Annotated in this window: 17 protein-coding genes and 4 pseudogenes; 7 read left to right on the top strand and 14 right to left on the bottom strand. The window is 63.2% G+C overall.

Annotation, left to right across the window (positions count from 1 at the left end):
* Positions 1-391 precede the first annotated feature (391 nt).
* Positions 392-2,362: an EAL domain-containing protein gene (locus API01S_RS28455; protein ID WP_050731070.1), complete on the top strand. Its 1,971-nt coding sequence runs from the start codon at positions 392-394 to the stop codon at positions 2,360-2,362.
* A gap of 110 nt (positions 2,363-2,472) precedes the next feature.
* Positions 2,473-3,927 carry a sensor histidine kinase gene (locus API01S_RS28450; protein WP_050731064.1) on the top strand — a complete coding sequence of 485 codons (1,455 nt, stop codon included), beginning with the start codon at positions 2,473-2,475 and terminating at the stop codon, positions 3,925-3,927.
* Here the strand turns inward: API01S_RS28450 and API01S_RS28445 are convergent.
* The 3 genes from API01S_RS28445 to API01S_RS28435 form a co-directional block, all read right to left on the bottom strand.
* Positions 3,909-4,628 carry a response regulator transcription factor gene (locus API01S_RS28445; RefSeq protein ID WP_006218682.1) on the bottom strand — a complete coding sequence of 240 codons (720 nt, stop codon included), beginning with the start codon at positions 4,626-4,628 and terminating at the stop codon, positions 3,909-3,911. The two genes, API01S_RS28450 and API01S_RS28445, sit on opposite strands and share 19 nt — an antisense overlap.
* Positions 4,629-4,842: 214 nt before the next feature.
* Entirely contained in the window at positions 4,843-6,330 is a 1,488-nt protein-coding gene (locus tag API01S_RS28440; RefSeq protein WP_061306724.1) for a protein adenylyltransferase SelO, read from the bottom strand.
* The gene (locus API01S_RS28435; RefSeq protein WP_061306723.1) at positions 6,327-6,698 is read right to left on the bottom strand and encodes a DUF2069 domain-containing protein; all 372 of its coding nucleotides are present in this window, start codon (positions 6,696-6,698) and stop codon (positions 6,327-6,329) included. Before API01S_RS28435 ends, API01S_RS28440 begins: the two co-directional genes overlap by 4 nt.
* 17 nt (positions 6,699-6,715) lie before the next feature.
* Between API01S_RS28435 and API01S_RS28430 the strand changes: the two genes are divergently transcribed.
* Both API01S_RS28430 and API01S_RS28425 read left to right on the top strand, forming a co-directional pair.
* Positions 6,716-8,029, top strand: a complete 1,314-nt coding sequence (locus API01S_RS28430; protein WP_061306722.1) for a YihY family inner membrane protein — start codon at positions 6,716-6,718, stop codon at positions 8,027-8,029.
* Positions 8,030-8,065: 36 nt separating this feature from the next.
* The gene (locus API01S_RS28425) at positions 8,066-8,524 is read left to right on the top strand and encodes a CBS domain-containing protein (protein WP_006218678.1); all 459 of its coding nucleotides are present in this window, start codon (positions 8,066-8,068) and stop codon (positions 8,522-8,524) included.
* Positions 8,525-8,574: 50 nt separating this feature from the next.
* On the opposite strand, the gene dusA is transcribed toward API01S_RS28425, so the two are convergent.
* On the bottom strand, positions 8,575-9,591 hold the full coding sequence (gene dusA, locus API01S_RS28420) for a tRNA dihydrouridine(20/20a) synthase DusA (protein WP_081451528.1): 1,017 nt from the start codon (positions 9,589-9,591) through the stop codon (positions 8,575-8,577).
* A 183-nt stretch (positions 9,592-9,774) separates the two neighbouring features.
* Here dusA and API01S_RS28415 point away from each other — a divergent pair, with 183 nt between their 5' ends.
* Both API01S_RS28415 and API01S_RS29590 read left to right on the top strand, forming a co-directional pair.
* Positions 9,775-10,743 (top strand): homoserine kinase, encoded by a 969-nt coding sequence (locus API01S_RS28415; RefSeq protein WP_006218676.1) that lies wholly within the window; start codon positions 9,775-9,777, stop codon positions 10,741-10,743.
* A gap of 65 nt (positions 10,744-10,808) precedes the next feature.
* The gene (locus API01S_RS29590) at positions 10,809-11,612 is read left to right on the top strand and encodes a BPSS1780 family membrane protein (RefSeq protein ID WP_050731062.1); all 804 of its coding nucleotides are present in this window, start codon (positions 10,809-10,811) and stop codon (positions 11,610-11,612) included.
* A gap of 6 nt (positions 11,613-11,618) precedes the next feature.
* Here the strand turns inward: API01S_RS29590 and API01S_RS29685 are convergent.
* The 4 genes and pseudogenes from API01S_RS29685 to API01S_RS29285 all read right to left on the bottom strand — a co-directional run.
* Positions 11,619-11,735: pseudogene (locus tag API01S_RS29685) on the bottom strand (DUF192 domain-containing protein); the annotation flags it as partial.
* Positions 11,736-11,848: 113 nt separating this feature from the next.
* Positions 11,849-12,718 carry a type II secretion system F family protein gene (locus tag API01S_RS28405; protein WP_050731061.1) on the bottom strand — a complete coding sequence of 290 codons (870 nt, stop codon included), beginning with the start codon at positions 12,716-12,718 and terminating at the stop codon, positions 11,849-11,851.
* A 12-nt stretch (positions 12,719-12,730) separates the two neighbouring features.
* Complete coding sequence (locus API01S_RS28400) at positions 12,731-13,576, bottom strand: type II secretion system F family protein (RefSeq protein ID WP_050731060.1); 846 nt, start codon at positions 13,574-13,576, stop codon at positions 12,731-12,733.
* Positions 13,573-14,853, bottom strand: a pseudogene (locus tag API01S_RS29285) (CpaF family protein); the annotation flags it as partial. The pseudogene API01S_RS29285 and the gene API01S_RS28400, both read right to left, overlap by 4 nt.
* A 16-nt stretch (positions 14,854-14,869) precedes the next feature.
* Here API01S_RS29285 and API01S_RS29410 point away from each other — a divergent pair.
* On the top strand, positions 14,870-15,358 hold the full coding sequence (locus API01S_RS29410; RefSeq protein ID WP_061306721.1) for a hypothetical protein: 489 nt from the start codon (positions 14,870-14,872) through the stop codon (positions 15,356-15,358).
* Here API01S_RS29410 and API01S_RS29280 read toward each other — a convergent pair.
* The 6 genes and pseudogenes from API01S_RS29280 to API01S_RS28370 form a co-directional block, all read right to left on the bottom strand.
* Positions 15,306-15,576, bottom strand: a pseudogene (locus tag API01S_RS29280) (FHA domain-containing protein); the annotation flags it as partial. The gene API01S_RS29410 and the pseudogene API01S_RS29280 overlap by 53 nt on opposite strands.
* A gap of 4 nt (positions 15,577-15,580) precedes the next feature.
* Positions 15,581-16,948: a type II and III secretion system protein family protein gene (locus API01S_RS28385; protein ID WP_409360624.1), complete on the bottom strand. Its 1,368-nt coding sequence runs from the start codon at positions 16,946-16,948 to the stop codon at positions 15,581-15,583.
* 14 nt (positions 16,949-16,962) lie between these two features.
* Entirely contained in the window at positions 16,963-17,820 is an 858-nt protein-coding gene (cpaB, locus tag API01S_RS28380; RefSeq protein WP_082306194.1) for a Flp pilus assembly protein CpaB, read from the bottom strand.
* Positions 17,817-18,536 (bottom strand): hypothetical protein, encoded by a 720-nt coding sequence (locus tag API01S_RS28375; RefSeq protein ID WP_050731056.1) that lies wholly within the window; start codon positions 18,534-18,536, stop codon positions 17,817-17,819. Before API01S_RS28375 ends, cpaB begins: the two co-directional genes overlap by 4 nt.
* A complete protein-coding gene (locus API01S_RS29055; protein ID WP_082306193.1) occupies positions 18,533-19,168 on the bottom strand; it encodes a TadE/TadG family type IV pilus assembly protein in 636 nt (211 codons plus the stop codon). Before API01S_RS29055 ends, API01S_RS28375 begins: the two co-directional genes overlap by 4 nt.
* A pseudogene (locus API01S_RS28370) lies at positions 19,165-19,710 on the bottom strand (hypothetical protein); the annotation flags it as partial. The pseudogene API01S_RS28370 and the gene API01S_RS29055, both read right to left, overlap by 4 nt.

Below are 19,710 nucleotides of genomic sequence, written 5' to 3'. Positions count from 1 at the left end.
CGAAGGCTCTTTTGGGGGTCAGCGGTGGTCATGTAGGTCCTTGAATAGCAGTCTGCCGGCCGGTTCGCAGACCCATGCCCTACCCTTACTACGACAGCGAATGCCCAAAAATTAATACGTCGTGTCTCAATAGTTCTCAAACGGACGACGATCACGGTCGAAATAATTGCACAGCTTGTCAAACGTCGTGCCGAATTTCGTAATATTCTGTACCTCCTGTGACATGCCGAATTACAGTGTAAGCGGCGTCGTCGGGGTATTAGTAACGTGTGTCACGTTTCTTATCCAGCTTTTTTCGCGTTGGGCACACTCCTTGCCCGCGACCCTTTAACCGGGCGGCCCCCGTAGCTTCGGCAGGCTCGCTTGCCGCCCGCAAAGGGAATTGACCGACATGTCGACATTACGCCGATTACTTTTCTGCACTGCCCTGCTGGTCGGCTTCATCCTGCTCGGTGCTCAAGCGCTGGGGATGATTGCTGCCCATCGCTATCTGAATACGCAACTTGCCCAGCAAAGCGAAGGCGGCGCCAGCGCCTTGGCCTGGGCATTGGCGCACGCCTCATCCAGTCCTGACGAGCGCGCGGCGTTGGCCGATGATCTCTACGCACAGGGCCTGTATGCCTTGGTGCGCATCACTGACGACAACGGCTCCACGCTGATCGAACGCCAGCAATCTGCCTCGGCCTCCGGGCGAGACGGCGATTGGCGCCGCGACTGGCTGAACGTACAGCCGCCCGCCATAACGCGCGCCTATGTGTCCATGGACGGCGGCGCGCGCGGCACCGTCACGGTACAGGCGGACGGACAACTGGCGCGCGACACGCTGTGGCAAGGTGGCGTGCGGGTGCTGGGCCTGGTATTGGCGGCCGGAGTTTTCTGGTCGCTGTTTGCTTTCAACCTGGTGCGCTGGATCGAAGCGCGCACGTCGCGCGATATCTGCCAACGCGTGCGCGCCTTGTCGCCCGACAACGACGCATTGCCTGTGGGATCCTGCGAGCTGGCCGGGGTGGATCAGGCGTTGGTCGACGCGCAGCGCCGGGTTGCCGCGACGGTCGAGGAACAGAACGCCAAGATCGAGTCGCTGCAAAGCGAGATTTACCGGGACCCGATCACCCGGCTGTCCAACCGCAAGCACTTCGTCGATCAGTTCCGTGCCGCGCTGGCGGACAAGTCGACGGACGCGGGCGGCCATGTCCTGATGTTTCGCCAGCGCGACCTGGCGCAGATCAACCGTCACTTGTCTCGCGCCTTCACCGATCAGTGGCTGCGGTCTTCGTCGGACCGCCTGCGCAAGCTGGTCGTCGAGTTCGGCGGGCCGTCGACGCAACTGGCCCGGATCAGCGGGTCTGATTTTGCACTGCTGATGCCGCGCACCTCCGCGCCTCAGGCGAGCGTGCTGGCCGAGCGGGTGCGGCGCGAGCTGCGCGCCTTGCGAGTGCCGATGGACAAATACGGCTGGTGCCGCTGGGCCTTGGCGATGGCTGCCTTCGCCCCCGGCGACAACATGAGCGATACGCTGGCGCGCCTGGACCATGCGCTGATGTGCGCCGAGAGCGCGGACGATGACCAGATCACCCCCGCCAGCCAGGCGGCCGACAGCACGCGCATCGGCGAATACAGCTGGCACGATGCGCTGGCCACGGCGCTGGAACAACACCGGTTTTCGCTGTCGGTGCAGCCGCTGCATGCGGTGACGGGCGAATTGCTGCACCACGAAGCCAGCCTGACCCTGCATGACACCACCGGCGGCGATCCTGTTCCCGCGTCGATCTTCATACCGCCCGCCGTACGCCTGGGGCTCTCGGCCGAATGCGACATCCAGGCCATACGACTGGGGCTGGACTGGTTGTTCACCCATTCCGAAGCGCTGACGGTGCCCGTGTCCCTGGCGTCTCTGGCGCAGACCTCGTTCCTGTCGCGCCTGGAACGCATGCTGGCCGATCGCCCCGCCCTGACGGGTCGACTCATCATCGAAGTGGACGCCGACGGCCTTATCGAGCAAGGCGGCGACCTGCGCCAACTTTGCGACATCGTCACGGCGGCGGGCGGACGCGTCGGTCTGTCTCGGCTGTCGCAGCAATTCGGCGCCATGGAACGGCTGCACGAATATCCCGTTTGCTATTTGAAATTGTGTGGAAGCTTCATTACCGGTTTGCTACACAGCCCCGGCAGCCAGCACCTGGCTGCCACCGTCATGGCCACCGCCGCCACGCTGGACATGGCCGTTTACGCCGAAGACGTGCCAGATTCCGCCACCCAGGACATCCTGGAGGATCTGGGCGTCCGCGCGATACGGGGTGCTGTCGTAAACTTCGCCCATACGCGCGAGCTCGCGCCGGATCACCAATGGGTTTCTAGTTGAAGGAAGGATTGTTTCTTCGCACCCGTGGCCTTTGGGGCCCACGCGGTGGACGACGCGCCAGTGCTCAATCGCATGCCCTCCTGACGGGACTGGGCCTGTTGGCGTGTGCCTTGTTCTGGCCCGCCGCCGTGTTGGCCGACGGCGTCTTGCCCTCATCCGGTATTTTCCAGCTTGGCCTGACGGCGGGCGCTGCCCTCGCGTGCAGCCTGGCCTGCGCGCTGTTGTGGGTGCGCACGCGCGCATCCATCTATGGTGCCGGTCTGGCGTTCGCGGCGTTGGAAGGGGTATTCCGTACCCTGCCCACCTTGCTGCCGCCGGGCGCGTTGCAAGCTGGCTCGTATGCCGCTTTGCTGGCGGTGACCGCGCCTCTGCTAGCCGCGTCCAGCTCTGCCCCGGCTCCCAGGATCGCAAGCGCTTGCCGGGTGGCAAGCATGGTGCTGGCCTGCGTGGCGGCCCTGGCGCTGATCTTTGTCTACGAAACCGAAAACGGCACGATCCCCGCGCTCATCGCCGCGCTGTGCGCGGGCCTTAGCGTTGCGCTGACGGTTTGGTTCGCCGTGCAAGCTGCCACGCGCAGGGCCGGGCGTCCGCTTGCGCTGACGCTGGCCTGCGTGCACGCCGCCACCGCGTGGATGCTGGGCCAGGATGCCTGGCTCTCGAACGGCGCCGACACCGCCAGCACGCCACTGGAACTGGCAAGGCTGCTGCTGGTGGCCGGCGCGCTGCTTGGGCTGGCGCTGGCCGGGCAACGCCAGGAAGCCGCCACCGGTCGTCTTTCCGCCCATGACCATGTGGATGCCGAGCACGTTGCGCAAGGCGAATTGCGCGTGGCGGAACTGGCTGGCGCGCTGGATACGCAGCGCCAGATGAACGCATTGATTTCGCATGAATTGCGGGCGCCGCTGGCCACGATCAGCGCGGCCGCACAATCCCTGGACATGATCTTGTCCGACAGCGGCGAAGCGGTCGACACGCGACTGAGCCGTATCCACCGTTCCGTCACGCGCATGACCGAACTGATGGACCAACTGTTGAATCAGGATCGTCTGGGCGATCAGGCCTGGACGCCTCGGGGCGAGGCCACCGACCTGGCCGAATTGGCGCGCGACGTCGTGTCGGCGATGCAGCCCGACACCGCGCACGCACTGGTGGTTCATGGTGCAGACCGTTTGCCGGTGTACTGCGATCGTCCGCTGACCAGCGTGGTGGTGCGCAACCTGATCCACAACGCCGTCAAATATTCGCCGGCCAATGAACCGGTTCGGATAGAGGTTGGCCAGACTCAGACCGGCAATGCGCCGATGGCGTGGCTGGCCGTGGTGGATCGCGGTCCGGGTATCGAAGAACAAGAGCAGGCGCGCGTGTTCGAGCCGCATTTCAGGCGCGCCGCGCATCGGGAAACGCAGGGCATGGGTATCGGGCTATACCTGGCGCGGCGGATTTGCCAGAACCAGGGGGGCTCGCTGACCTTGCACAGCAAGGTCGGCGTGGGCACGCGGTTCGTCATCACCCTGCCCGTCAATGCGCCCGGCCAGGTGGATGCGGGTCAGGCCGCGAAGACGTAGCCCTGCCCCCGCACCGACAATACCGGCAGCTTCAGGCCGGCGCTTTGCGCCTTGGCGCGCAGCCGGCTGACCAATACATCGATGCGGCGCAATTCAAACCCGCCCGGGCTTTCGGGCAGGAACAATTCGGCCAGGACCTGACGACTGACGGCATTGCCTGCCGCGTCCATCAAGGCCATCAGGAAAGTGCGTTCCTGGGCGCTCAGATGCAGTGAGGCGCCATCAGGCGCCACCAGAATCCAGCCGCCGTCCTGCAAGGACCAAGTGCTGTCCGCCGAGGCCCGCGTTTCGGCGTCGGCCGGGCGCGGCGCCTTGGCCAGCCGCATGCGGCGCGCCAGGCTACGGATCACTGAGCTGAGTTCGAGCAAATCCACGGGCTTGGTCATGTAGACGTCAGCGCCGCCTTCCAAGCCGCGAACGCGATCTTCGAGTGCGCTGCGCCCGGTCAGCATGACAATGCCCACGGGGCTCAGGGCTCGCAAGCGCGTGGCAACGGAAAAGCCGTCTTCGCCTGGAAGGTGCGCATCCAGGATGACGATGTCGCACGGCTGTTCCTGCAATCGACGATAAAACGCCGCAGCATTGTCACAAGCAAACGCTACCCGAAAACCATAGCCGCCCAAGCCTAACGCCAATTCCTCACGGAAGTCGGCGTCATCCTCGAGCAGACCGATACATAGCAAACCATCTGCGCCAGGCATATTCAGAGTGCTTTATATTGAAAATTGTCGACAAATGCCCCATGGATGCGGTATGCGATCCTGAGTGTCCCGCAGGCGACAATCTTACGAGATTTACAATGGAAACGAATGATTGCAGCGAAAAAAAGCGTGATATTTCACTCTCTATCATCGCTTTTTCGTGTAAATCGCAAGAATTCGGGTCTCGAAACGGTTCGTTTGTCGGCAATCCACGTCAAGATGAGCAGCTGACTTCCAGGCTTCCCGCCCAATCCGGAGGCAGGCCGGCGTAACGTTCGTACCCCGGCTGCGGCTGATAGGGATGTCGCAACAGCTTCATCAGGGTGTCGATTTCGCTTGCATCGCCCTTCTTCGCCGCGCGGATAGCCTCTTCGGCGAGGTGATTGCGCAATACATATAGCGGGTTGACGCGATTCATCGCCTCTGCCGTGGCCTCTGCGGGGCGCCCGTCCTGCGCCTGACGCGCCAGCAGCCGGTCAAGCCATGCCGCGGCAGCCGGACGATCGATGAACAGGTCTTCGAATGCGCTGCGCTGACCCAGCACGGCATCCGCCAGCCGGCGCCAGGACAGGGTGAAATCCGCCTGGTTGGCATCCATCAGCTTGAGCAGGTCGTCCAGCAAGGGCTCGTCGGCCGGCAGCCACGCAGCCAAACCCAGCTTGGCGCCCATGCGATCGTGGAAGGCGCGAGTAAAGACGGCCTCGAATTCATCCAGCACGGCGCGCAGGGCCTCGACGTCCTGCACCAGCGTATGCAGGCTCCCGCCCAGGCGGTACAGGTTCCACAATGCCACCGAGGGCTGGCGGTTCCAGGAATAGCGCCCTTCCGAATCCGAATGGTTGCAAACGTGCCCCAATCGGAAACCGTCCATGAAGCCATACGGACCATAGTCCAAGGTCAGACCCAGAATGGACATGTTGTCGGTGTTCATCACGCCGTGGCAAAACCCGACCGCCTGCCAGTCTGCCATCAGCCGCGCGGTACGGTGCGTCACGACCCGCAGCAAATTGAGGTATGGGGCAGCTTCGGCCTGCGCCGGGTCCGCCGGTGCGTCGCGGCATTCGGGATAGAAGCGGTCGATCACGTAATCGGCCAGCGTCTTGAGCAGTTCTGGCTGGCGGCGCGATGACCAGTGTTCAAAGGAACCGAACCGCACGAAGCTGGGCGACATCCGCGTCACGATCGCGGCGGTCTCGACCGTTTCGCGCATGACCGGGTCGTCCGAGACGACCAGCGCCAAGGCTCGCGTCGTGGGGATGCCCAAACCGTGCATGGCTTCGCTGGCCAGATACTCACGTACCGACGAGCGCAACACCGCGCGGCCATCTCCCATGCGCGAGTACGGCGTCATGCCAGCGCCCTTCAACTGCAATTCCCAACCGCCGTCCGGCCCTTGAACTTCACCTAGCAGGTGGGCGCGGCCATCACCCAACTGGCCGGCCCAGACGCCGAATTGGTGCCCGCTATAGACCGCCGCCAGCGTGTCGCCGCCGGGCAATGGCTGACCGCCGGAGAACACCTGGAGGAATTCAGGCGAGTCCAGGACGGTCGGGTCCAGGCCGATCAAAGCCGCCGCATCGGCATTGGCATGCAGCAGTCGCGGGTTATTCAGGCCTTGCGGCGTCAGGCGGGTATAGAAAGCGGCCGGCAACGCAGCAAAGGTATTGACCGCAAGCAGTTCAGACAGGGAAGTGGCATTCATGCGCGTTGGCTCCGGGCGGCGCGCTTGGCGGGCCGCACATAGAAAATGGCGCTAAGGAAAAAGACAGCCGACAAAATGATTTCGCCCCAGGCCATCAACACGGAGAGCGGAGCCGGATCGGACATTGCCCGCACCACCCCTTCCATCAGATACAGCAGCGACAGCATCGATGCCCACTGATAGGTATAGAGATTGCCCCGCAAAATGCCGCGTAGCGGAAAAGCCAGCGGCAACGCCTTCAACAGCATCCAGGAACCGCCCGGTCGCAGCGGCGCCACCACGGTTTCCCAGGTGATGCATAGAACGATCAAGGCGAACAATGACACCGACGCCAGCACGCGCAAACGGGGGTTGAGTTCAGGATTCATACTGCTATTATCGCCTGATGAATCGCCCCGCCGAGCCCGGCGCCGCTCCGCCGGTGGCCACCGAACCCTCGACCTCGCGCTCTTCATGGGTGGCGAGGGCCCAACGCGTCTTTCGCTTCACGTTGCAACGCGCCGGCGAAGAAAAGCTGCTGCAAGTTGCCTCCAGCCTCACCTTCACGACGGTGCTGGCCATCGTACCCATGCTGGCAGTGGTGCTTTCCCTGTTCACCGCCTTTCCGGTGTTCCAGGAGTTTCGTGTCGCCCTCGAAGACTTCCTGACCAACAGCCTGATGCCGCCGTCCGTCTCGGACAACATCATGGAATACCTGAACCAGTTCGCTCGCCAGGCATCGCGCCTGACGGCGATCGGCGGCGCGTTCCTGCTGGTGACTTCCCTGCTGCTGATCATGACGATCGACCAGGCCTTCAATGACATTTGGCACGTATCGCGCCAGCGGCCCCTGCCGCAGCGGGCCCTGGTGTATTGGGCCATCATCACACTGGGGCCGGTATTGGCCGGCGCCAGTCTGTGGGCCACGTCCTTCGTTGCCCGGGAATCGCTGGGACTGGTCAGCGACGTTCCGGAAGTCATCAGTGTCGTGGTTTCGTTTATTCCACTAGTCCTGACGGGGCTGGGTTTTGCAGCGCTCTTCGTCGTCGTCCCGAATCGGGAAGTGCTGTGGCGGGACGCCTTGGTCGGCGGGTTCGTGACCGCCATCGCGCTGGAAATAATGAAGTCAGGATTTGCCTACTACCTGACGCGGTTTCCCACCTACACCATCATTTACGGCGCCTTTGCGACACTGCCCATTTTCCTGTTGTGGATTTACCTGTCGTGGCTGGCGGTATTGTTGGGCGCGACGCTGGCCTCGAGTGCGCCGCTGATTCGGCTGGGCCGCTGGGAAATCAACCGTTATGCCGGCGCGCAATTCGTCGATGCGCTGGACGCGCTGCGGGCCCTGCGCGCGGTGCAATCGGCTAACCCGCCCGGCCTGCCTGCCAACGAACTGGCCTCTCAGTTGCGCCTGCATCAAGACGAACTGAATGACGTGCTGGAAACGCTGAGCGTCATGGGCCTGGCTACCCGTAGCCCGGAAGACCATTGGGTCCTGACCTGCGACGCGCGAGAAACGTCGATGGCGCCGGTGGTCGACAATTTTCTGCTGGACCGCAGCCAGCCCAGGGTCCAGAACGACCCGGAAATCCTGCGAGTCGCTTCGGCCGTCATTTCCCAGCAAAATACGCCCACGCTGGAAGAACTGTGCGGAGAAGCGCAGAATACCGAAAATGGAGTCGCTCCCTTACTGCAGTTGGAAGCGAACAAGAAATAGCAAAGCATCAGGGCGTAGTCCGCCCGGGAGGAACCGATGTTGAAGGTCAGCGAGATTTTGCGCGTCAAGGGCGATACGCTCTATACGGCGTCGCCCGACATGCCTGTGTCCCAGGCCGTGCAAACCATGAGCGAGCAGGACATCGGCTCGCTTGTCATCATGGAATTCGGCACCCTGACCGGCATGCTCACGTTCCGCGAGATCATCCGGCACATGCACGCGCATGGCGGTGCCGGTGAAACCACGATCCGTTCGATCATGGACGACGCGCCCGTCAGCGTATCGCCCAATACCAGTGCCGATGAAGTGCAGCGCCTGATGCTGGAAAAGCATGCCCGCTACATTCCCGTCATGGATGGCCCGACCCTGATGGGCGTGATTTCGTTCTACGACATGGCTCAAGCGATCGTGGCGGCCCAGCAGTTCGAAAACAACATGCTCAAAGCCTACATCCGCGACTGGCCGGCTGAAACCGCCGAACCCGCCAAGTCCTGATCGGATAGCGCCGGGTTCAGGCGGCGGGCGCCGCTGACCCGACCACCACGCTACACCCCTGCCGGCGCCGCTTCGAAAGCGGCGCCGCGCACGTCTGGCGCCTGACGCTGGCTGCGCCAGGCGTCGTAGATCAGTTCGGGGTTATTGGCCGCCAGCAGCGCCGGGTCCGACAGCATCCGGCGCCAGCGGCGCGCGCCCGATTGGCCATTGACCAAGCCCAGCATCGGGCGGGTCATCACGCGCAACGGCACGCCCTTGGCAACCTGCCTGGCGGCGTATTCAGTCATGGCGTCCACCACTTGCGCATCGCTGGGCAGGCGCACGGACGGCCACAAGCGCAACGACACCTCGGACAACACGCGTGGCGTATGCCAGGCGGCCCGGCCCAGCATGACGCCGTCGAATTCGTCCGCCGCGCTTACCGATTGGTCGGCGTCAGCCAGACCGCCGTTCAGCACGAACGTGCAGTCGGGGAAATCCTGCTTCAGCTGCTTGACCACGTCGTAGCGCAGGGGCGGAATTTCGCGGTTGTCCTTGGGCGACAGCCCTTTCAATACCGCATTGCGAGCGTGGGCGATGAAGACGCGACAGCCCGTGTCGTAGATCTTGCCGACAAAATCCCGCACGAAGCTGTAGGAGTTTTCGTAGTCCAGACCCAGCCGATGCTTGACGGTGACGGGGATGTCGACCGCATCCTGCATGGCTTTCATGCAATCCGCGACCAAGGCCGGTTCAGCCATCAGGCAGGCGCCGAACGCGCCTTTTTGCACACGTTCCGAGGGACAGCCGCAATTGAGGTTGATCTCGTCGTAGCCCCATTGCCGCCCCAACTTGGCGGATTGGGCCAAGGCGTCAGGCTCGCTGCCGCCAAGCTGCAATGCAACGGGATGTTCGGCTTCGTCAAAGTCCAGGTGGCGCGGAATATTGCCGTGCTGCAGCGCGCCCGTCGTGATCATTTCCGTATACAAGCGAGCGCGAGGGGCCAACAGCCGGTGGAAAAAACGGCAATGGCGGTCGGTCACGTCGATCATTGGGGCGACACACAGCCGCCAGTCGGGGGAGTCCAAGAATCACTCTACAAAACAAGGGGATGCGGTATTTTACGGACTTCCCGGCATTATGTCCGGCACGTTGCGCGGGACGGCGCGCGGGGGCTTCAAACGCCCCAGGCCCTATGTGGTCTAAAATTGCGCCGCCGCCGCCGCACAGGCTTGTTCGAGCGTTCGTTAACCCCCACTCCCTGCATATCAATGGCCGTATTCACTCCCGTTTCCGACGACGACGCGCGCGCCCTCCTGGCGCAATTCGATCTGGGCGAGTTCGTCTCGCTTCGAGGGATTACGGCGGGGATCGAGAACACGAATTACTTCCTGTATACGACCCGGGGCGAATATGTGCTGACGCTCTTCGAAGTGTTGACGCACGCCCAGTTACCGTTCTACATCGAACTGATGTATCACCTGGCGGAACGCGGCATCCCGGTGCCTCGTCCGCAGAACCTGCGCGACGGCACCCGACTGACCACGCTGCACGGCAAGCCTTGCGCCATCGTGTCGCGCCTGCCCGGCGGCTACGAGCCCGCACCTGGCGCCGCCCACTGCGCCCTGGCCGGGGCCACCCTGGCGCGCGCCCACCTGGCCGCTCAGGATTTCCCCATCCATCAGCCCAACCTGCGCGGACTGAGCTGGTGGCTGGAGACCGCACCCAAGGTGATGCCATTCCTTGCGCCGGCACAGGCCGAACTATTGACCGCCGAATTGGCGGCGCAGCAGGCGGCGGTGTCCACGCCGGCCTGGCAGGCCTTGCAAACCGGCCCCGCCCATTGCGACCTTTTCCGCGACAACGTCCTTTTCGCGGGCACCTTTGAAGATCCGCTGATGGGCGGCATCATCGATTTCTATTTTGCAGGCTGCGACACCTGGCTGTTCGACGTGGCCGTCAGCGTCAATGACTGGTGCATCGACCGCGACACAGGCGAGTTCATCCCCGAACTGGTTCAGTCGTGGCTGGCCGCCTACGCCAGCGTGCGCCCCTTCACGGACGCCGAACGAGAAGTCTGGCCCCTGATGCTGCGCGCCGCCGCCTTGCGTTTCTGGGTGTCCCGCCTGTACGACTTTTACCTGCCTCGCCCGGCCCAGACGCTCAAGCCGCATGACCCCCGGCATTTCGAACGAGTGTTGCAGGCGCGCCACCGCCCGGGCTTGCCAATATTGCCGTAACCGCAACGCCCCGCATAATGGGGCTAGCGCGTCCCTTTTTGAGAGACATCCTCCTTTAGAGAGCCATGCAAGCAGCATTCCTCCCCGCGACATCCGGCTGGCAATGGGTTCGAGACGGCTTCCGCCTGTTCCGCAAGCAACCCCTGGCCATGTTCACCTGGGCCATGTTCATCAGCCTTCTGGTCGTCTTCGCCAGCGCGACTCCTCCGGTAGGACCCATCCTGGTCGTCGCTTTCATGCCCATCATCACCCTCATGACGTTGTCTGCGTGCAAGCACGTCGAAGCGGACCGGGTCATGCTGCCGTCGATGTGGGGCAAGCCCCTCAAGCAACCGGGCGTGTTCAGAAAGCTGTTCGTCATGGGCCTTCTGTATGCCGGCTTGAGCATGGCCGCCGGCCTGCTGACCTTCCTGCCATTCATGGATTCGATGGCCGAGGCCTATCGCATTGCGTCGGTCGAGCGATCCCTGGACCCGATCCTGATGGCGATGCGCGTGCCATTGACCATCTTCGCCATCATCTACGTCGTGATCGCCGCGCTGTTCTGGCATGCGCCGGTGCTGGTCGCCTGGCACGGCCTGCGGCTGGTGCAGGCGCTGTTCTTCTCGGGCATCGCCTGCTGGCGCAATAAGTGGCCCTTCCTGGTGTATGGCGCCACTTGGGCGCTGGTCTTTCTGTTCATCGACCTGTGTGCGGGTCTGCTGGTTTATATGGGGCTGTCGCCGCAATTGGCCGGCACCTTGCAAATCCCGTTCAATATCGCGGCGGGCGGCGCGCTGTATTGCAGCTTCTATCCTGCCTATACCTCCGTGTTCGGCATCAATAACGCCGGCTCGCATCTCGACAACGGCAATAGCGCCCAGGCATAACGCAATCCGGCATGGCGGCAGCGCCCTGCGCACCGCCATGACCTGCAAATCGCGCGATACGAACGCCACGTCCAGGGCATAACGCATGCCGGAGGTGTGCACGCCGGCACACCGCATCAGCATCACCCCCGATCGCATGCCGATCGGGCGGCGCCCAAGCAGCCCCCGCATGCGCCCTTTCCAGCCATCGACGCGCAAGAATCTCAGCCGGGCAAACGACGTGGGATCTCGGTGGTTCATGCGATGCCCTGAAGCAGCTGAACCGCGATCGGGAAGGCCAGCACAATGAATGTGCACGGAAAAATACAACCGATCAGCGGCAGCAGCATTTTCACTGGCGCCTGCATGGCCTGCTGTTCGGCCCGCACGTGTCGGTCACTGCGGCACTGCGCCGCTTGGGCACGCAAGACCGGCCCCAGGCTGATCCCCAGCGCTTCGGCCTGAGCCAACGCGCCTGCCCACGTCCTGGCGACCGGGCTATTGCTGCGGTCGGCAAGCGCTTTGATCGCATCCATTCGCGTCACACCCGCGCGCATTTCCGCCAGCGCCTGCGCCAACGCATCACGCAGCGCGCCCTTCGGCCCGCTTTGCGCCGCCTGCTGCAATGCGCCCTGCACGCTCAAGCCTGCCTCTACGCATAGCGTCATCATGTCGAAAACGAAGGGCAAGTCGCGTTCGATACTGCGGCGGCGCTTTTCGCTCAATCCGTGCAATGACGCGCGAGGCGCCATGCTGGCGACCAGGCCGACGACCATCGACCACGGCAACCCGCGCAGGATAGGCACGTCCAAGGCCACCAGGATGCCCACGCACACCCCGCCCGCGAACAGCGCGGTGCTGGCGGCCAATGCCACGATGTGCGCATAGCCAACACTGGCCGGCAAACCCGCCAATTCAACCGCGCGGTTCAAGCGACCACGCAAGCGCCACGAACATAGTGGCCCCACCAAGGGCGCCACGGCCAAGACCCATGGCCAAGCGGCCCGCCACCACCACGGCAAACCCTCCGATACCGCGCGCCGTCCCTGCAGCAACGGACGCAGTGCGGTCCACGTCAGCCAGCCTGCGGCCGCAGCGGCTGTCAGCATGCCCAGATTGAGCAACATGGCTACTCCCTGTCAAAGTTCGATTCGGACAATCCGCCGAATCAACAACACGCCCGCCGTTTCCAACACGACCAGGATTGCGAGCACGCCCCACCCCATCGGCGTATGCCATAACAGCCCCATGATGTCGGGCTCAAGCTGGTCCAACACCGCCAGCAGCAACAGGGGCAGCGCGCCGACGATCCATGCCTGCAAACGCCCCTGAGAGGTCAGCGCCTGCAATTTCGTCTGCAATTGCAAGCGGGCCCGCAAGGTTTGCGCAATGCTTTCCAACGCTTCGGCAAGATTGCCTCCGGTTTGCGAAGCGATGCGCATTGCCGCCACCACCAGCGACGTGGAATCGCCTGGCATCCGCGTCTGTAAATTTTCCAGCGCGGCGTCCCAAGGCACGCCCAGTCGCTGCTCTCGCAGCATCAGGCCGAATTCCTGCGCCAATGGCGCGCCGCTTTGCTCTACGACATGACGCAAACCCGTGGTCAGCGCCACGCCTGCCCGCATGGCCGCCGCCAGCATCAGCAAAGCCATTGGCAACTGTTGCTCGAACCGGTGCGCCCGCCTGCGGCGCAGTTGGCTCACCAGCAAGCGGGGGATGCGGGAGGCCAGTCCGGCAAGCAATGCGGCTGCGACGCCGCTGCCCGTCAACGAAAAGGCCATTCCCGCCGTCACTGCCGCACACGCCACGGCCGCCACCCACAACTGTGCGGGGTCGATGAACAGGAATACTTCGCTCAAGCGCACACCGGCATCCTGCGTATAGAGCGCCCGATAGCGGCGCAGGGCTGGCGCAAACCAGGCTTGAGCATGCCAGGCAAGCATCGCCACGCAGCACATTGCACCCCCGGCAGCCAGCCAGATCATGGCGACCCCCGAATGACGCTGCCGTGTTCGGACCGGCTTATTGGCATGGTCTCGGAGAACCAGGCTGCGTCCAGCGACACGCCCTCGTCCACCCAGTCTTGCAAGAAGCCCGGCAAGGCCCCGCACCCGCTGAATCCGGCCGAGCGATCAAACCGAAACAGCGGCTGGAGCTGTATGCGACCGCTCTCCATGCCCGCCACTTCGACAATCGAAGTCACCACGCGCCGGCCATCAGCCAGTCTGGCCTGCTGCACAACCACGTCGACGCTGGCTGCGATCTGTTCACGCACAGCGGACAAAGGCAGATCCAGGCCCGCCATCAGAATCATCGATTCCAGTCGCGCCAGCGCATCGCGGGGCGAATTGGCATGCAGCGTTGTCAGCGAGCCTTCATGCCCCGTGTTCATGGCCGTCAACATGTCGAAGGCCTCGGCGCCCCGGCATTCTCCGACGACAATCCTGTCGGGCCGCATGCGCAGCGCGTTGCGAACCAATTCCCGTATCGCGATTTGCCCCCGCCCCTCTTGATTGGCGGGTCGCGCTTCCAGGGCGACCAGATGATCATGGTTTAGCCGCAATTCGGCGGCATCCTCGATGGTGACCACACGCTCGCCCTCGGGAATTTCGTTGGACAGGATATTGAGCAATGTTGTCTTGCCGGAACCGGTTCCCCCGGAAACGACAAGGTTTTTTCGCATCCTGACGCATAGCGCCAGAAACTGCGCCATGGCCTGGCTCAAAGACGCCGCCGCGATCAAGTCAGCCATGTGAGGCCGCCGCTGCGGGAACTTGCGTATGGTCAGGCTGGCCCCTTTCATCGCAACGGGCGGGATGATGGCATGCACACGAGAACCATCCGGCAGGCGTGCATCCACCATCGGCGAGCTTTCATCGATACGGCGGCCCAAGGGGATGACGATACGCTCGATCACCCAGCGCACCGATTGTTCGCTGGTGAACGCCGCAGGATGCCGCCATAGCCGACCGGCCCGTTCAACAAAAATCTCGTCATAGCGATTGACCATGATTTCGGTGATGTCAGGCGCTGCCAGCAGCGGTTCCAACGGCCCCAGACCTACGGCCTCGTCCAGCACCTCGGCGCAGAGCGCTTGCCTGTCCACTTCATTTGGCAAATCGAAGTCCGACGCGACGATCTGGATCAGCAAGCGCTCGGCCTCGGCGCGCAACGTCTCATCGCTCATGCCGGCCACGTCGCGCCGGCGCAAGTCCAGCGCATCCAGCAGCGCCGCGTGCAAGCGTCGCCGTGCCTGCGCACGGAGCGGCGTCATCGTCGTGGTGGTTGATGGCGAGTTTGGGGTTGGGGAGAGAGACGTCGAGTTTGGCGTTGTGGGTGGCGTTGTGGGTGGCTTGGGAGACGGCGGTAGGGAGGACGTCATCAACTTCGATGGCGTCGATGGTGTGTTTGACGCGTTCGACGGGCTCGTTGAACTTGTTGAGCTTGTGGAGGTAATCGACCGGGTCGGGCTTGGCGGACTTGGCGACCTTGGCGGACTTGGCGGGTTCGCGGTAGCTGGGCTGGTCGGCGTCACCGGCGTGCTCGGCGTCGTGGGCAGCATCGTCGATGTGATCGGCATCTCTTTGGACAATGGAACGCCGAACGGCGAATCATCCCCCACATCATCATCAATGGAATCGGCCTTATCCCCGGTCGGCGCAACGCCGACCGAATGGGGCAACGTCACGTCGTCCGGCGCAACCCATCGCACCGTCAGTCGGCAGGGTCCAATCAAAATGGCGTCGTCCGGCAACACCGGCGTATGACGCACGATCCGAATGCCATTCACGATGGTTCCCGCAAGCGTGCCCAGATCCTCCAGCACGATATTGCCGTCCTCGCGCAGCAGTCGCGCATGCTGCCGCCCTACTCGCCAATTGGCAATGCGCAGGCCGCACTGCGCCCCACGTCCGATCAATACGGGCGCGGGCGTGGACAAGCGGCGGACCCCGGCGTTTTCATAAGTCATTTCGATATCGAGCATGGCTTCACCATTGATGAGGCACGGACGCAGGTTCCTCTGCCTCGGCCCACTGGGAGCCGGGGCCGGAGTACGGATTCCAGCCGTCGCTTGAAACGGGGGTTGTCGTTCCCAAGCGAGGTGCATCGGGAAATGCCGCGTCAAGAATTCCCCGCCCCCGCTGCACGCGCTCCAGCAAGGCAGGCTCCGTCTGAGACACGATTTTCGGCGTTACGAAAATAGCCAATTCGGTTTCCCGCTGCTGGAACCGGTGTGACGAGAACAAGGCGCCGAGAATAGGAATGTTCTGAAGCCAGGGCAGTCCGGTGAGGTCCTGCCCCTGCTCTCGCGATAAGAATCCTCCTATGACCAGCGTATTGCCTGACCTCACGTTGAATTCGGTGGAAGCCCGACGCGTGCGCAGGGCCGGACCGCCAGCCACGCTGATTGACGTATCGACAGAGCTTGCCTCGACTTCAATCAAGGATCGGATGACGCCATTGCGGTCGATGCGCGGCGTGATATTGAGCGACACGCCGTAGGGCTTGAACAAGGTGGTGGGATTGCCGCGAGAGTCGGTCGATGTGTAGGGCACCTCGCCCCCGGCCAGAAATGTGGCGCTGGCGCCGCTGCGAGCCAGCAATTGCGGCTGGGCCAACATGACGGCCTCGCCGCTTTGAGCCAGCGCGGCGATACGCGCTGACAGCAAGGCGTTGACGCCAAAGTATCCCGCCGCGGCCGACACCGGCCCTGAGGTCTCGACGATGGGTTCGCCCGGCCGGCTCATTCGCCCCCGCGACCCCGCATCCCATGCCAGACCCGCATTGAGCCCCCCCTGGGTCAAACCGTCCCAACGCACACCAAATTCACGCATTCTCGAAGTCGGAATTTCCACGACCTGAACATCGAGAAGCACCATGCGATCCCATCCCACCTGCCCCGTGAAATCCAGAATCGCCGGATAACGTTCGGCCAACGCAGCGATGCGCGCACGGTCATCGTCGGACAAATCGTCTCCCTCGATCACTATCCGTCCACCCACGTGAGTGCTGCGCGCTCCGGGAATTCGAGCCAGCAGGGAATCGACCTCCGCGCGCAAACGTGGCGCTCCAGCGGGGACGACGCGCAATTCATACGCCGTCGCGCGTCCGGCAGCGGTCCAGACATGCACCGACGACACGCCTTCGGCGCGCGCAAAGATCACGACATCGCGCCCCTCGGCGGCGATGGCGCTCAATACCTGCCCATTGCCAATCGCCACTCGCTTCACACCGGGATGAGCAAGGACGCGCGTTTCGCCTACCTGCAACTCCAGCGCTTTGGGGCTGGCTTGGGCAGCAATTGCGCTCAGAGCCAGAAGCGCACCTGCGGCTGTCACGCAGACAGTTCGCAACATGACTAGGATTTGTCTCATGGCCGCCTCTTAGACTCATCAGACATATCGACAGCGTCCGAAGGAAACACCGTCAATGGCTTATCCATGCGATCCCCATACAAGATGGTTACCTCCGGAGCACGCGGGGGCTCGGGCGCAAGGCCAATCAGCGTGGCCAGATCCGCTTGAACTGCCCCGGCAACGGAAGCGGCGTCATCCCGATGCCGCAGCATCGCGGTCAGCGTGCCTGCCTGCCTGGCGGCGACGAACTTCATTGCCTGTTCGGGATCGGCGGCAAGCGTGATGCCGCCCATGCCGCTGGGCGCGCCCTCTTCGTCTGCCATGGCGCCTGCCGTCAACACGCGCATCCCTTGAAGCAATGGCACGGTGACCTCTCGTTGGTGATGGACAAAGGTGACGTAGAGGTCGATAAGGTCGTCGGGGCGCAGCATATCGGCCAGCCCACCCAGATCTGCCGCAGCCACGGTCAACGCCCGCTGGCCGGCCTTTAGACGGGACGCCAACGCGGGTGCCGTGGGGGTGAAGGTCAGCTGCGACTGCAATACCGGCTCCCCCTGGGCAACATCCGCGACGAGCGTTCCACCAAGCAGAAGATTCAGGGCCTGCGGATCCAGGCTGGCGGAGGGCGCCCACTGCACGGGTATGTTCCTGACCGCCACATCAACCTCTTCAATTCGCGTTCCGGCGGCAAGGTCATAGGCAGCAACCAGTCGCTCGACGACAGGCGTGCGCGCATCGGCCTCTAATGCTTCTACTCGTTGCTGAACGTGCTCTCGCACCGCCCATGCCGACACCATCCCCGCCGTCAACGCCAAGCCGTACACACCCACTTTTCGCAGCCGTTGAACGCCTTGCATCAAGATAGCCTTCATGGCGCCCACCTTCTGACGTGAAGCCCGCAGCCCTCCTCCAAGGGCATAAGGGAAATCTGCATGCGCTGGCCCGCACGTTCCCAGGACTGCGACGCGCCACTCTCCGTTTCGAATCGCCACCCCTCGCGCCGCAACGCCGAGTGCAACAAGGGCATCATCCGGCCAGGCGGCAAGGCGTGCTGCCAGATGAGTTCGGACACCTTGCCGCCCTTTTCCATAAACCCAAGATTCAGTCGGAGCCGTGCACCATGCGGCAACCAGGCTGGTGAAGGAAGTTCAGCTGCTGGGTTCAGACGGAGCGTGGAAATGGTGCCGACGCTGCGGTCTGGCCCAGCGCTTTGCAATTGCGCAACCCACTGCTCGGCCTCTACCTCGCCAGACAGAATGACCTGACCCGGCAACACATTTAGATTCGTCAACGCCGGCTGTTGAGCCGACAACATGCGGATCAAGGCAGGCACACTGACCGGGGCATCAAACACCAGGACCCGGGCAGGCAGCCCATGAATCCACAGGTGGTCCGCCAACCAGGCTTGCTGGCTTCCTTCGGGCAGGCGGAGTTGGCTTAAAGAGACGCCCCCCGCGCCGCTTGGAAGGCCGAGAGCCCCTGCCGCAGACGGTGCCGCCGCGCAGCCAAGCGCACTGGCCAACAGCAGACGGAGCCATTGCCTGAAGGCGCCCATTCGTCGGTGCGAAATATTCAAATAGGCATTCATCGAAATTGTTCCTGTTGTAGCGTCAACCGTCCTTGAGGCACGACGTCAGCCCATCCCGACAACCAATCAGTCCGTAGTGCAGGCCTGCCCCAAGGACGGTCCATGCGCTGCAACTGCGGCGCTATCCGATGCGCCGCAGCCAGCGACATCTGTTCGGCGCGACGCCACGCATCGGAAGGTTTCGCGATGCGATGACGCGCATCATGGTCACTGAAGGCATGGCCCGAGCCGACGGCCACATGCGTATGGCGTGTGATCGAAGGCGACCGTAGTGCGCCGGACGATGAGTGCGCTGACTGGGCATACACCGACATCAAACGGAGGCCTTCACCAAACCACTCCCGCTGCAAGCGGGAAAGACTCGGTGTCGCAACGCCGTCAAGGTCACGCATCTGACGAGTTTGCCGGGCGGCCGCGAAGGAATGCAGCGGGGTGGCATGTTGACCCAGAGCACCCGCCATCGCAGCCTTACGACTGGCATGCGCAAGCTGTTGAGCCAAAAATTGGAGGCCACCAACCCAGGTGACTCCCCAGAGCAGGGCTGCCATCAGCGGCAACATCAGCAGAGCTTCGACAATTGCTTGCCCTTGCTGCCTGGCGACGTGATTCGTGCACACAGAGGACGGAATCATCGTGCACCCCTTGCCCGCTTGGCCTCATCGCGCGTCACTGCCGACAGCCGCGCCTGCCAATAGGGTCGAAACAATGTGGGCAGTTCGCCTCGGCCGTCGGTCCGAAGTTCTGGCCGCAAAAAATAGGTTTCTGCGGCGCTCACGACATTGATCCCGCCCGACGTGCCCAAGGCGGCATAGCGAAAGCGGCCGAGTGGCGACGCCAGTGCGCTATCCGCATCGGTGGTCTTGAGCGAGGCGCTTGAAGACCGCACGCGCACGGCAAAGCGAAGCGGCTCGCGCATGCGTGTCTCTACGACCTCAAAGTACGGCGGCAACCCTCGCCCGGGCCAACGCTGCGTGGACGCCATCGCATAGGAGTTCGCCATAGGATTGGTCGCCCCGTTGAAGATATCCCACCCGGTCGACTGCTCCACCCATCGCCAAAAATCCGCTTGAGAGAAATCCGCAGGGGGATCATCCACGTAGTCGATGCCAGCAGGAGCCTGGGACTTTTGCCCTTGAGCGCTTCCCCAACCCATTGCGTACTCGCGGTAATAACA

Source organism: Achromobacter piechaudii NBRC 102461, from assembly GCF_001571245.1.
GTDB lineage: Bacteria > Pseudomonadota > Gammaproteobacteria > Burkholderiales > Burkholderiaceae_B > Achromobacter > Achromobacter piechaudii.
This window is presented reverse-complemented; position numbering and strand designations above follow the sequence as displayed.